This is a genomic window from Providencia rustigianii, from assembly GCF_900637755.1.
GTDB classification, from domain to species: domain Bacteria; phylum Pseudomonadota; class Gammaproteobacteria; order Enterobacterales; family Enterobacteriaceae; genus Providencia; species Providencia rustigianii.
The window spans coordinates 3,360,288-3,373,445 of record NZ_LR134396.1 but is presented as its reverse complement, the minus strand read 5'-3'; the positions used below and the strand labels follow the sequence as shown (position 1 = coordinate 3,373,445).

General features: G+C 34.7%; 14 protein-coding genes. All 14 read left to right on the top strand.

Going from position 1 to position 13,158, the window contains the following annotated elements; all coding sequences use genetic code 11:
• Positions 1–783: 783 nt before the first annotated feature.
• The 14 genes from EL244_RS15550 to EL244_RS15485 all read left to right on the top strand — a co-directional run bounded on the left by EL244_RS15550 (position 784) and on the right by EL244_RS15485 (position 13,148).
• On the top strand, positions 784–1,173 hold the full coding sequence (locus EL244_RS15550; protein ID WP_126462118.1) for a helix-turn-helix domain-containing protein: 390 nt from the start codon (positions 784–786) through the stop codon (positions 1,171–1,173).
• Positions 1,174–1,320: 147 nt separating this feature from the next.
• Positions 1,321–1,845, top strand: coding sequence for a fimbrial protein (locus EL244_RS15545; protein WP_126462115.1), 525 nt, complete (start codon positions 1,321–1,323; stop codon positions 1,843–1,845).
• A gap of 37 nt (positions 1,846–1,882) precedes the next feature.
• A complete protein-coding gene (locus EL244_RS15540) occupies positions 1,883–2,422 on the top strand; it encodes a fimbrial protein (protein WP_126462112.1) in 540 nt (179 codons plus the stop codon).
• 64 nt (positions 2,423–2,486) lie between these two features.
• Positions 2,487–5,030: an outer membrane usher protein gene (locus EL244_RS15535; protein WP_126462109.1), complete on the top strand. Its 2,544-nt coding sequence runs from the start codon at positions 2,487–2,489 to the stop codon at positions 5,028–5,030.
• A 71-nt stretch (positions 5,031–5,101) separates the two neighbouring features.
• Positions 5,102–5,866, top strand: a complete 765-nt coding sequence (locus EL244_RS15530) for a fimbria/pilus periplasmic chaperone (protein WP_126462106.1) — start codon at positions 5,102–5,104, stop codon at positions 5,864–5,866.
• 45 nt (positions 5,867–5,911) lie between these two features.
• A complete protein-coding gene (locus tag EL244_RS15525) occupies positions 5,912–6,538 on the top strand; it encodes a fimbrial protein (RefSeq protein ID WP_126462103.1) in 627 nt (208 codons plus the stop codon).
• A gap of 39 nt (positions 6,539–6,577) precedes the next feature.
• The gene (locus EL244_RS15520; protein WP_126462100.1) at positions 6,578–7,066 is read left to right on the top strand and encodes a fimbrial protein; all 489 of its coding nucleotides are present in this window, start codon (positions 6,578–6,580) and stop codon (positions 7,064–7,066) included.
• Entirely contained in the window at positions 7,066–7,593 is a 528-nt protein-coding gene (locus EL244_RS15515) for a fimbrial protein (protein ID WP_126462097.1), read from the top strand. Before EL244_RS15520 ends, EL244_RS15515 begins: the two co-directional genes overlap by 1 nt.
• 10 nt (positions 7,594–7,603) lie before the next feature.
• The gene (locus EL244_RS15510; protein WP_126462094.1) at positions 7,604–8,146 is read left to right on the top strand and encodes a fimbrial protein; all 543 of its coding nucleotides are present in this window, start codon (positions 7,604–7,606) and stop codon (positions 8,144–8,146) included.
• 63 nt (positions 8,147–8,209) lie between these two features.
• Entirely contained in the window at positions 8,210–9,190 is a 981-nt protein-coding gene (locus EL244_RS15505) for a hypothetical protein (RefSeq protein WP_126462091.1), read from the top strand.
• Positions 9,191–9,289: 99 nt separating this feature from the next.
• Entirely contained in the window at positions 9,290–10,048 is a 759-nt protein-coding gene (locus EL244_RS15500) for a DUF1120 domain-containing protein (RefSeq protein WP_126462088.1), read from the top strand.
• Positions 10,049–10,287: 239 nt separating this feature from the next.
• The gene (locus EL244_RS15495; RefSeq protein WP_126462086.1) at positions 10,288–10,836 is read left to right on the top strand and encodes a fimbria/pilus periplasmic chaperone; all 549 of its coding nucleotides are present in this window, start codon (positions 10,288–10,290) and stop codon (positions 10,834–10,836) included.
• Between the two features lie 58 nt (positions 10,837–10,894).
• On the top strand, positions 10,895–12,127 hold the full coding sequence (locus EL244_RS15490; protein WP_172597530.1) for a fimbria/pilus outer membrane usher protein: 1,233 nt from the start codon (positions 10,895–10,897) through the stop codon (positions 12,125–12,127).
• Between the two features lie 40 nt (positions 12,128–12,167).
• Complete coding sequence (locus tag EL244_RS15485; protein WP_000082736.1) at positions 12,168–13,148, top strand: IS5-like element ISEc68 family transposase; 981 nt, start codon at positions 12,168–12,170, stop codon at positions 13,146–13,148.
• Positions 13,149–13,158: the final 10 nt, after the last annotated feature.

Genomic DNA, 13,158 nt, shown 5'->3' with positions numbered 1-13,158 from the left:
ATAAATATCATTTCGATAAGGTGTCATTGAAGGAAATAGAAGGATTTTTGGGTTTCAATTTCTGTGTGTTGTCATTATTTTTCAAGATTAAGACATATTATTTTTTATATCGATTTCAGTTACAGTTGATACCTCAAGAGTATTTAACTTTATGATTAAGTTAAAATGCTTAATATTTATAGCATTGTAAAATTTCATTACGTAATCTTATTCAATAAAAATACTTTATATTCAGTGTGTTAGATTTATTCTTTGAGTTCTTTTGCATTGATGTTTTTCACACTATCTTGAATTATGAATTTATGTAAAAAGCAGCTTTTTAATTCATTCTTTACTCTAAATATGATTATTTTTAGTTTTTTATTTTGCTATGATTGGGAGTTTTATAGTATGGATTGATTTAAATTGGCTAATCTACACAATTTATCAATACTCGCGGTACTCATATCTGTTGTTAATTATTCTGTATATCATATATCCTTCCGCTTATAGAATTTGATTTTAAAATTATGCTCTAGTAAATTAATAAACATTGAAGCAATAGTATGAATAGATTTATCCATTATTGTAATTTTATGATTTATACTAAATTTAATATTTTATTAAATAAGATGTATTTTAAATGCATGGAATCAATTTAAATTTATTGATTCTATCAGCATGAATTTAAGTAATTTTACTTATGATGGTTGTTCTATAGGATAACTTTGCTAGATGCTATGTCTCAACTAATTATTTTTGAGTTTAGTTCTTTGTTTTTTTGTATGGAGCATGACAGTCGGAATGAATTTATCGAATATGTCAGAAAGAGGTTATAGTAATTCAAAGACTATTTTTACAGAGGCTGTAGGTCAAGAAATTAGCAAATTGCGCCGAGAGCGTTCAATGTCAGGAAGAGAGTTAGCTGATTTAATTGATTTATCACAACAGCAAGTATCTCGTTATGAATGTGGTGTTTGTAATCTCACTATTGATACACTAATTATTATTTTAAATGCTCTTGATGTTTCTCTTTCTAATTTCTTCAACCAAGTTTTTTTACGTATATTAGAGAAGGAGAAAATGTTATGTGTGCAATATCATAATGTATTTGCTTCTGCTAATGAGTCTAAAGAAGTCAAGAAACAATTAGAGGCGGTTGACCGATATAATCAATCTAATCTTTGGGGATGATTTAAACATCTCTTGATTTAATTTTTATGATTTTATTTTTATAAGATAATACCTGCTTTAATTAGCGGGTATAAATGGCTATATGTCATATTTTGTTATTATTATATCTATTTTTAAATTTACAATTTTTTATTACAGAGGCTAATTATGAAAAAAATTATTTTAACAGTATTAATTTCCGGTGCAATGAGTTCATCTGCAATGTCTGCTACAGTGAATGCTGGTCAAGGTACAGTGACATTTTTTGGTTCGATTATTGATGCTCCATGTGGTATTGCACCTGAGTCTACAGACCAAAGTGTTAATTTAGGTCAAATCGCTTCAGCTCAATTATCGGCTGGTGGGACTTCTCGCCCAGTTCCATTCAAAATTGAATTAGTTGATTGCGATATAACAACTAAAAAAAGTGCGGAGGCCACATTTACTGGAGGGCCAAATACAAGTTTAGATAATGCATTAGCTATTCAAGGTACAGCTTCTGGTGCGGGTGTTGTTATAACTGGTATTAATGGTTTGCCAGTTAAAATTGATGGTTCAGAGGGTGCTGGTGTAGTTTCATTACAAAATGGTGATAATACATTACTATTCTCTGCTTATTTACAAGGCGATAAAACGGTTATTAAACCAGGTGAATTTACTGCTATTGCTAACTTCACTATGCAATATCCATAATTACATTAATCGCGTGAAATATATTAAGAGAAATGAAATGAGAAATTTTACAAAATTAATTTGTAGTGTAATTCTTTTCATAAATACTTTTATCGTTTTTTCGGTTCACGCGATTGAATATGGTGCAGGCAGGGTAACTATGGTGGGTGAGATTACAGATGCTGCCTGTACTATTTCTATGGATTCACGGGATCAAATTATTGATATGGGAGTACTTCCGATTGGAACTATTCGCCAAGAGGGAGTTGGTCCGGTGAAAGATTTTGAAATTCAATTGGTGAATTGTGATTTAGTCAAACATAGCGATCCAACAAAAACATGGCACGCTTTAAAAATGACGTTTGAAGGAGCCGAAGATAATGGATTATTTCAAGTTTTTGGAGAGGCTCGTGGTGTTGGTTTATTTATGCAAGATGCCAGACAGCAGCAAGTTATACCAGGTGAATCATTATCAGAAAAAAACATTATTCCACCTAGTATGCGTTTATCTTATACGTTGCGTTTAACATCGAACTTTCAACCGCTAAGATCCGGGCATTATCAGAGTTTTATTCGTTTTAAAGTGGATTATTACTAAAAATTATAACGCCATCTAAATGAGTGACCTTTTTAATTTTAAGTATTCATTAGGGATATTTTTTATGTCATTACGAAAGGCTCAGTATTTTCGCCTTGTGCGATTACCGCTGTCTGTTGCTTTGGTATTGGGCTGTTGTATACAGGTGACATTTGCATCAACTCGATCTGAGTCGATTGAATTTAATACGGATGCATTAGATGTTGAAGACAAAAAAAATATCAACTTAGAGCACTTTTCACGCGCAGGTTATGTCATGCCAAATACATATACTATGGCGTTAAAAGTCAATGAAGATACATTAGCTGAAATAAAAGTACCGTTTTATATACCAGAAAGTGACCCTAATGGCAGTGTAGCATGTCTATCACCTGAAATGACAAGTCAAATAGGATTCACTGACGCGACCAAGAAAAAAATAACATGGTGGCATGATGGAGAATGCTTGAATATCGATAGTATACCTGGTGTGCAGGTTAGAGGTGATTTAGCAACATCAACCTTATATGTCAGTATTCCACAGGCATATTTAGAGTATACAGCACCTAACTGGGATCCTCCTTCTCGTTGGGATAATGGTATAGCAGCCATAATTTTGGATTACACATTAAATAGTAATGCTTATCGGTCCCATAAAGGCAATGGAGATTCTTATAACCTCAATGGAAATGGTGTTGTTGGTGCTAATTTAGGTGCGTGGCGTTTTCGGGCTGATTGGCAAGGGCGTTTAAATCATTCAACCAGCGCTACTCAATCTGAGGATAGAGATTTTTCATGGAGTCGTTTTTATGCATATCGAGCTTTACCTTCTATCGGTGCAAAACTGATTTTAGGGGAGGACTATCTTGCTTCTAATATGTTTGATTCATTTCGTTTTCTTGGAGCTAGCTTACATTCTGATTTGAATATGTTACCGCCTAGTTTACGTGGGTATGCTCCCGAAGTTACCGGGGTTGCTCAATCTAATGCGACCGTCATTATTAGCCAACAAGGGCGTGTTATTTATTCAGAGCAGGTTGCTCCTGGGCCATTCCGAATTCAAAACTTAAGTGATTCAATTAGTGGAACATTGGATGTTAGAGTCGAAGAACAAGATGGGACTGTACAGGAATATCAGCTTGATACTGCGAATTTACCCTATTTAACACGGGCTGGGCAGTTTCAATATAAATTAGCATTAGGCCAGCCAAAGAGTTATGAAAATGGTAAAGATGGTGATGGATTTATCTCAGGGGAATTTTCCTGGGGGATAAATAACGGTTGGTCTCTTTTTGGTGGGCTGATTAATAGTTTAAATTATCATGCTGTTTCAGTTGGTATTGGGCGAGACTTATTAGCATTCGGTGCATTATCTTTTGATGTAACAAACTCTTTTTCTCAATTGCCTGGAGAGAAAATGATGAGTGGTGGTTCTTATCGTGTGAGTTATGCAAAACGATTTGAATCTATTGATAGCCAAGTTCAATTTGCTGGATATCGATTTTCTGAGCGAGAGTTCATGAGCATGAGCGACTTTTTACAATCCCAACAAACCGGGGAGCGGTCTGGAGGAAGTAAGGAGTTATATACAATTTCATTGAATAAAAATATTAATGATCTGGGCTTGAGTCTATTTTTGAACTATAACCATCAAACTTATTGGGATAGATCTGATAATAATTACTATAGCTTAACATTATCAAAATATTTTGACTTTGGTTCATTTAGAAATGTGGGTGTGAATTTATCGTTGAATCGAAATATATATAAAGGTGTAAATGAAGATAGTATTTATTTATCAACTTCATTTCCACTTAGTAGTGGTGCTAATATTGGATATTCATTAAACAGTAGCCAATATGACACTGTTAATCGAATGACCTACTATGACCGAATAAATGAGAGGGCGACTTACCAATTAGGTATTGGTTCAAGTCGTAAAGGATTAAATAGTTCGGGGTATATGTCATATCAAGGTGATATGGCTAGATTATCAGTAAATGGAAGCCATGCTAATAATCAATATACATCTTTGGGCCTATCCGCTACGGGAGGATTAACATTAACCGCTCAAGGTGGAGGGATTCACCGTATGGGAATTGCGGGGGGAACTCGTTTACTGGTAGATACAGATGGAGTTGCCAATATACCAATTAAAGGATTTGGAGCTCCAATAACAAGTAATATATTTGGCAAGGCTGTTATTGGAGATATGAATAGCTACTATCGTAATAAAGCTCAAGTTGATTTAAATAAGCTACCAGATGATGTCGATGTACCACAGTCAGTTGTTCAATTGACCCTCACTGAGGGGGCTGTTGGATATCGTGAATTTGGTGTTATTTCTGGATTGAAAATGATGACTGCATTACGTTTACCTGATGGTAGTTATCCTCCTTTTGGTGCTCAGATCACAAATATTAAAGGGCAAAATATGGGACTCGTTAGTGATAATGGTAATGCATACATTAGTGGAATTGAACCTAATTCAGTTATGAATATTTTATGGGGAGATGATGAGCACTGTGATATTACATTTCCCTCTAAAATTGATAATGAAAGTTCATTTTTATTAATGCAGTGTATGCCAGTATATAAAAAAATGGCTGACTCAGTTACTTCAAATTAAATTTTTAGTAATTACTAAGTATATAAAAATAATTGAGATGATCTGTTCAGTTATTGAGGGGAAAATAAAAAATGAAATTAAAGAAAGAAAAAGTTTTAATCTTGAGAGCGATTAGTGTGATTGGAACAATACTAGTGAGCCATATTGCTCAAGCTGCTATTTCATTAGACCGTACACGAGTAATTTTTAATGGCGATCAAAAATCAATATCACTTAATATTTCTAATAATAATAAACAGCTACCGTATTTAGCTCAAGCATGGATTGATGATGAAAACGGAAAAAAAATTACGTCACCATTAGTAGTATTACCTCCAGTACAACGTATTGAGCCAGCATCTGCAAGCCAAGTTAAAATTGAATCATTAAATGATATTAATAGGTTACCTCAAGATCGAGAATCATTTTTCTACTTTAATTTGCGTGAGATCCCACCTAAAAGTGGTAAGCCGAATACATTACAAATTGCTTTGCAGACGAGAGTTAAATTATTTTATCGCCCAAAAGGTATTATTCCGGAAAAAATGGGAGTGCCATGGCAAGAGAAATTAACAATGACGAAGCAAGGAGGAAAAATGATAGTCAAAAACCCAACTCCTTATTATGTCACATTAATTAATGCAGCCGAGAGTGTAAAAGCTTTAGATAATCAAAGTAAGCAAGAATTTACACCTATTATGATACCTCCTTTTGGAGAGAAGGATTTGGGCATAAGTGCTGGAATATTAGGTGCTCATCCAGTATTAAGTTATATCAATGATTATGGTGGACGCCCAACGCTGACATTTCAGTGCCAAAGTACTCATTGCCAAGTAATCAGTGAAAATAAATTTTAATTGGCATAACTGTTTTTTCAGTACTGAATTATTAAAGGATAGACGATGACATACAAATTTTTTAAGCTCTATACGTTTTTAACGTTGCTGGTATATTGCTCGTTATATGCATTAAACTGTCAAGCTGAAAATAATAGCAGTCATTTATATCATCCTATTGATAATTGGCAAGTAGATGGTACCAATGGAAATTTGTATGTTTCAGGTTCATTGACAGAAAGTCCTTGCCGCTTAGCAATGACGTCGGAATATCAATCCATTGATCTTGGAAATATTGAAACAGCGAATTTAAAAAAGGTCGGAGATATAGGGCGCCCGACCGCATTTCAAATTGAGCTTCAAGATTGCATTGAGGTAAATACAGTATTAAATAATTCACGAACAGGGATGAGTGCATGGAGTCTTAGCCAACCGGCTGTGAAAATTCGTTTTATTGCACCAACAATATCTTGGATGCCTGATTTTGCAAAAGCTATTGGTGCAGAAGGTCTTGGTTTAGCAATTACAGGTATGGATGGAGCATTATTACCGTTAAATTTAGCCAGTAATCCTATTGTATTACCGCCAGGTCAAACTACGTTAACTTATTATGTTTCTCCAGTGCGTACGGCTGCTAAATTATTACCTAATGCATATTCTGCTGTGATTTCTTTCCAGATGATTTATGAATAAAGGGGTTGAAATGGAAAGGGGGAAACTAAGCAAAAATATATTATTTTCTATTCGGATTGTTTTTATTCTAACGGGTTTATTTTTTCAAGTATTAGCTGGTCTAAATCTACTAACTTAGGTTTTTCCGTACAAGTTCGTATAGAATTAAAAACATGTGATGTTAATGATAATAAAGAAATAGAAGTTAATTTTGGCGATATGATTATTAAAAATATAGATGGCTTAAATTATGAGCAAACTATTCCTTACACATTGAAATGTGATGGTGCTGAGAGTAATACAAAATTGAAATTGCGTTTTGAGAATAATTCAGGTGCAAAATTTAATTCTAAATTACTAAAGACAAGTGAGCCTAATTTAGGGCTTAAAATTAAAAGAAATGGGCAAGATTTATCAATCAATGATTGGGTTATATTTGATTATGAAAATAAACCATTATTAACAGTTGTTCCTATCACTAACTCATCTGGTGGTTTAAATGAGGGTGAATTTGATGCTACAGCATTACTGACCGTGGAATACGAGTAATGAGAGAATTCATTTTTGAAAAGTTAATTTATAGGGTGTTTATTGTTTTTTTAATCAATATCTTATTAGTGCTCTCAGTAAAATCATCAACACTAGTAACATTCAAAGGTAACTTAATTGGGAATCCTCCTTGTGATATATCAGGGGAAAATGATCCAATTCAAATTAATTTCGGTGAAGTTGGTATTACACGGATTGATGGTTCAAACTATTTAAAAGATTTTATATTAAATATTAATTGTAGTAATGAACTTGGTAATAATGTTGCCTTATTTATTGCTTACAAAGGAATGAATGCTGCATCATTTGATAATAATGCGGTGCAGACTAGTCTCTCTGGGTTAGGTATTCGTCTTTATTATGAAGGGCATGTTATTCCTCCGAATGATGACAATATTCCAATAGTAATGTCGAGTGGTGGTGTGAAAAAAATTCCATTATCAGCCGTACCTGTTCGAGATTTATCAGTAGATTTATTCGAAAAGCCGTTTACAGCAATGGGTACTATTGAAATTCGTTACCCATAGGGAATTAGAAATGAAAATTAAGAAAAATAAGCATGTTGAAATTATAATTTTATTTTTTTTTAGCCAATTATCATCATCTGTAATAGCTGATTCATCTACTGATATTTATTATGAGGGTACGCTGATAGCGCTTCCTTGTACGATAGAACCTGGAACAATAGATCCATATTATGATATGGGGGTGATACCCACTAAATCCTTATATCGCTTCACTCGTACATCAGGGACAGTTATTACCTTTGAATTAAAAGATTGTGATACATCATTAGGTAAAACAATTTCTGCCTCATTTTCAGGTACTGTTAATGATGAGGGATTATTGAAATTTACACCAAGTAGTGAAGCTAAAGGTGCTGCAATAGGATTGGAGTATTTGAATGGAAATTCTATTCTCATTGATGGAAAGGCTAGCTATATAGTGCCATTAGTGGATGGAGATATGGTTATTCGTTTTAAAGCGTATGTACAAGGTGAGCGTAATGCCTTAGTTAATAGAAAATTAGTACCTGGGGATTTTACAGCACTAATGACTTATACCCTTAATTATGAGTAAACGTAATGAATATACATAATAGATTAATTATCCAGATTTTTTAACAAATCAAACGTGGTAAATATGAATTTTAAAATAAAAATAATTTTGTTTTGGTTTGTTTTTTTATTACAGATCCAACCAGCAAGGTGCTGGACTGAAAGCCAAGATGGCTGGGGGATGTTTGCGAATAAAACAAAGGTTGGGGATTATGCTGCCCCTTCGCTAGTTGGTGGTAGTTTTTGGTGGGACCCTGAAGGGAAAATATTATTAGCTCAAGGTGACGTTGGTCAAAGAAAAGTTCAAAAAGTTTTTTTAAAAGGTGACCCTGTTTTGAGTTGGACGAGTGATAAAAATGATCAGTGTTGGATTAACTGGACAGTGCTGAAAAATGGGGCATCACACTGGGTAGATTACACGGACGGAGCTATGTATTTATCAATATATAGTAGCTATACATTTACTCGGAATATTCGGATTAGCAAAAAAGAAAATGAAGTTGTTACGGTATTTTTACCATCACCAGGAGGAAATCCATCGGAACCAGGATTTATCTATGAGGTAGATGGGCCTAGTGGGGTATATAAGATTCTATCTAAAGACATTGATGTTTATGCATTTTCGGCAGGTTCAGTACCCACTCTTTATGTCGGTGCAAGGTGTGATGGTGATGGAGTCTGGGATCCCGTACCTTCGGCTTTACCACCTTTACCTCCTATTGAAGTGGAAACTGTATGTAACTTTTGGCTCACTGATGATGAATTAGATCTTGGTACGGTAGATCAACATTCAGCTGAAGATAAATATGATTCTACAAACTTATCTGGTGAATGTAATGAAAATGCTTCCGTCAAATTAACTGTAACCCCTCAATATATGGATTTAGGTGGTTTGAATATAAAAATGATATTTGATGATAACTATTACTCTGATACTAAAAAAAACTGGTTAATAAATAAAGGTCGTATTGAGAATACTAGGTTATGGGCTGTTGTAGATTCAGTTGATAAATTAACACCAGGAGAATATAAAAAAACTGGCGTTATTTATATAGAGTATCAATAGTTAAATATTATATTTAAATAATATTTTTATTGTTATGGCGTGTTGTGAATATTTAAATTTCCAATCGTATTTTTTATCTAATTATATAGAGATAGATGAATGAAAAAATTATTATTAACTACAGCTTTTGCTGTTACATCATTTTCTGCATTTTCCGCAGACTCAGTTGATATTTCGGTTATAGGAACTATTAGTGCTAACTCTTGTACACCTGCATCGAGTGGTGGAGGTGTAGTGGATTATGGTTTTATTAAGCAAGATACGCTAGCTGAAACTGGACCTACAATTCTTCCAGTAAAAACAGTGGCATTTTCAATTAATTGTAGTGGTCCGATGAATGTTGCTTTAAGAGCGTATAGTAATAGACCAGGAACAGTAACTGATGCTGGTGTTGAAAATATAGCAGGGACTGGAGTGGTTAATTCAGATGTTAAAAATGCAGGATTAAATAAAGATATGCCTATAGGAAACTCTGGCTATGGAAGTCCAACGGCTGCAGGGCTGGGACAGTCAAAAGGAAAAAATATTGGTGGTTATACGCTAACATTGCCGCCAGTATCAGTAAGCTTAGATGATCAGGAAGCTACCTATAAGTACTATAGTTATGAGATGCCATCTGATGCTAAATGGGTAAAAGAATCAGCGAGCTATGGCTCAAATAATGGGCATTCATTATTTAGTAAAGATGTTGCATATTATGCTTATTCAGCAGGAGATGACGCAAAATCGCCTACGGCATTCACAAGATTGACAGGAACCTTACTCGTTCAAGCATATATTACGGACAAAAGTAAATTGGATTTAAGTTCACCAATCAACTTAGATGGTTCTTCAACGATTGAGTTATATTATTTTTAATTTAAATTAATTTAATTTAATTTAATTTAATTTGAGCGGTTAGTGTTAATTAAATCGCTCTAATTTTTACAGGGTATAAAATATGAAAAAAAAACAATTTTAATAATATTTTTTATGATGTTTTCTCCTTTGAGTTTAAGTGCCGGTATGGTTCCACAAGATACAATTGTTATTATTGAGGGAAGTGATGGTGAAGGCGTTATTGATATAAAAATTCTGATGACTTCCCTAATTTATTAGTGACAAAAATTGAAAATACTGTTGAAGATACTGAAGATTTAATTACTGTTTTTCCACCAGTTACACGTGTTGATGGTAATGACACTCAAACAGTTCGTTTTTTACTAACAAGCAAAACACCAATAAAAACAGAGAGATTAAAGAGAGCTAGTTTTGAAGGTGTTCCACCTAAAAATAAAGTTTTAGAAAAAGAAATTAATGTTACGTTTAAACAAAATATACCTGTAATTATTCGTCCGATAGGATTGAAAAAAAATGATTCTCCGTGGAAAGAACTAAAATGGAGTATTAATGGTAAATCTATTGTGGTAATTAATCCATCACCCTATGTTGTGCGATTTACTTCTCTTAATGCTAGTATTATACCTACGGGGCAAATGATAATGCTACCTAAAAGCTATATTTTACCTAATCAATCTTTTACATTAGAAATACCAAGTAATTTTTCAAAATTAGATAGTGAATTAAATAATGTATCTATACGTTTTCACCCTGCAACAATATGGGGCTTTTCCACAAGTGAAGCTTATGATGCACCTGTAAAATAAATGAAAATTGACTTTAGTATTTAGATATCTTCTAATTATAAAAAGAATGAAACTCAGAATGAAAGTTTATGTTCTAACTACAATATTGATTTTATTGGTATCAAAGTCTGTATATTCGAGTGATGCAATTGATTTTGATGACGAGATGCTTAAATCAATTGGTATTGATTCCTCAGTAGCTAAAAAATTATCTGTGTCAGCTTCATTTATGGCTGGGGAACAGTACGTAAAGATATATGTTAATAATCAGTATAAAAAAGAGATAAATATAACGATAAATAATGAAGGAAGACCCTGTCTAACAAAAGAAAATTTGAAAGATATAGGTATCATTTATCCCTCAATAAAAGAAGTCTCAAAGTGTTTGAATTTACCATCACTATGGAAACGTAGTGATATTCTTTTGAAACCTTCCAAAAATGAAATTCATATTATTGTACCAGAGAGTGCAATTGATATGAGGAAAAATGATGTTTATGATTATAAATATGGTGGTTTTGGGGGGTTAATAAATTATTCCTCTCAATATATGGGGGACTCTAATCGTTCAAATGATGATATGTACTTCATTAACAGCGAGATTGGGTTTAATGCTAATAATTGGATTTTTCGTAGTTTTCAAACTTTGAATCATTTAGAAAAAACAAAAATAAATCATCAATCTTTGTATGCTCAAACAACTATTGAGAAATTGAGTAAAAATATACAAATTGGTCAGGTGAATTTACGGAATACAGTTTTGAGTGGGTCTAAGATTATTGGTTTTCAAATATACCCTGAAAGTTCATTACAAAATAATCGATTTGGAGATAAAGCAATTGTTAGAGGGATTGCGTCAGAATCATCAATGGTCGAAATATATCAATCAGGACAGTTAATCTATAACACAGCAGTTTCTGAAGGTCCATTTGAATTATCAAAACTGACACTGTTAAATAACTTAAGCGATTTGCACGTTTATTTAAAAGGCGTGAATGGTAGCCAGCAGGACTTTATTGTTCCTGCCACAACCTTCTTGCGTTATACCCTAGATGGTGATACTGATTATACTTTTGGTTTTGGGCGTTACAATGAGAGTAATTCACAAAAAAAACCAATGGTTATATCTTTTTCAAAAGGTTTTGGTTTATTGCCAAATTTAGGTTTGAAATATGGATTAATTAATTCGTCATATTATTATAATATGGGGTTGGAATTATCTTTTTTATTTGAAAACAATATTTTTGTAAGTATTAATAATAGCTTTTCATATGATCATGCTAAGGAAGGTGCGAATAAGTCCGAGATGTGAGATCATCGTGTTGTAACCTGAACCCAGAATGAGTAACCGGATGAGCCAGCAACTGACTTTTGCCGACAGTGAGTTTTCCAGTAAACGCCGCCAGACCCGCAAAGAAGTTTTCCTTGGCAGAATGGATGACTTGCTTCCCTGGGACAAATTACTTGGCGTTATCGAGCCTGTGTATCCCAAGGCCGGTAATGGTCGCAGGCCCTATCCGCTGGAAACCATGCTGCGTATTCACTGCATGCAGCAATGGTACAACCTGAGCGATGAGGCCATGGAAGATGCCCTCTATGAAATCGCCTCCATGCGCCAATTTGCTCGCCTGTCACTGGATAAAGCCATTCCAGACCGCACTACCATCATGAATTTCCGGCATTTGCTGGAGCAGCATGAACTGGCCCGCAAAATCTTCAGTACCGTTAATCACTGGCTAGCAGAGTGTGGCGTTCTAATGACCCAGGGCACCTTGGTGGATGCCACCATCATTCAAGCCCCCAGCTCTACCAAAAACAAACACAACAGCCGTGATGAAGACATGCACCAGACCAAGAAAGGTAACCAGTGGTACTTCGGCATGAAAGCGCACATTGGCGTGGACGCCAAAAGTGGCCTGACCCACAGTCTGGTGACCACGGCGGCTAACGAGCACGACCTCAATCAGGTTGGCAAGTTACTGCATGGCGATGAGGAATTTATCTCAGCCGATGCTGGTTATCAGGGGGCCGAAAAGCGCGATGAGCTCAGCGATGTCAGCGCAGACTGGCTTATCGCCAAGCGTCCCGGCAAAGTGAATGCATTGAAGCAACACCCGCGCAAGAACAAGCTGGCCATCCGTTACGAATACCTGAAAGCGAGTATCCGAGCGAAGGTTGAGCATCCATTTCGGATAGTAAAATGTCAGTTTGGTTTCGTCAAAGCCAGGTACAAGGGGCTGGCTAAAAATGACAGTCAACTGGCGATGTTATTCACCCTGGCGAACCTGGTTCGAGTTGACCAATTGATACGGGCACAGGCGAGATCTACCTGAAATGAGGAAA

What these genes read in the sequence shown, in the direction of transcription:
- EL244_RS15550 (WP_126462118.1), top strand. Translation starts at nt 784, where the DNA reads ATGAATTTATCGAATATGTCAGAAAGAGGTTATAGTAATTCAAAGACT.
- EL244_RS15510 (WP_126462094.1), top strand. Translation starts at nt 7,604, where the DNA reads ATGAAAATTAAGAAAAATAAGCATGTTGAAATTATAATTTTATTTTTT.
- EL244_RS15525 (WP_126462103.1), top strand. Translation starts at nt 5,912, where the DNA reads ATGACATACAAATTTTTTAAGCTCTATACGTTTTTAACGTTGCTGGTA.
- EL244_RS15485 (WP_000082736.1), top strand. Translation starts at nt 12,168, where the DNA reads ATGAGCCAGCAACTGACTTTTGCCGACAGTGAGTTTTCCAGTAAACGC.
- EL244_RS15545 (WP_126462115.1), top strand. Translation starts at nt 1,321, where the DNA reads ATGAAAAAAATTATTTTAACAGTATTAATTTCCGGTGCAATGAGTTCA.
- EL244_RS15515 (WP_126462097.1), top strand. Translation starts at nt 7,066, where the DNA reads ATGAGAGAATTCATTTTTGAAAAGTTAATTTATAGGGTGTTTATTGTT.
- EL244_RS15500 (WP_126462088.1), top strand. Translation starts at nt 9,290, where the DNA reads ATGAAAAAATTATTATTAACTACAGCTTTTGCTGTTACATCATTTTCT.
- EL244_RS15505 (WP_126462091.1), top strand. Translation starts at nt 8,210, where the DNA reads ATGAATTTTAAAATAAAAATAATTTTGTTTTGGTTTGTTTTTTTATTA.
- EL244_RS15490 (WP_172597530.1), top strand. Translation starts at nt 10,895, where the DNA reads ATGAAAGTTTATGTTCTAACTACAATATTGATTTTATTGGTATCAAAG.
- EL244_RS15535 (WP_126462109.1), top strand. Translation starts at nt 2,487, where the DNA reads ATGTCATTACGAAAGGCTCAGTATTTTCGCCTTGTGCGATTACCGCTG.
- EL244_RS15530 (WP_126462106.1), top strand. Translation starts at nt 5,102, where the DNA reads ATGAAATTAAAGAAAGAAAAAGTTTTAATCTTGAGAGCGATTAGTGTG.
- EL244_RS15540 (WP_126462112.1), top strand. Translation starts at nt 1,883, where the DNA reads ATGAGAAATTTTACAAAATTAATTTGTAGTGTAATTCTTTTCATAAAT.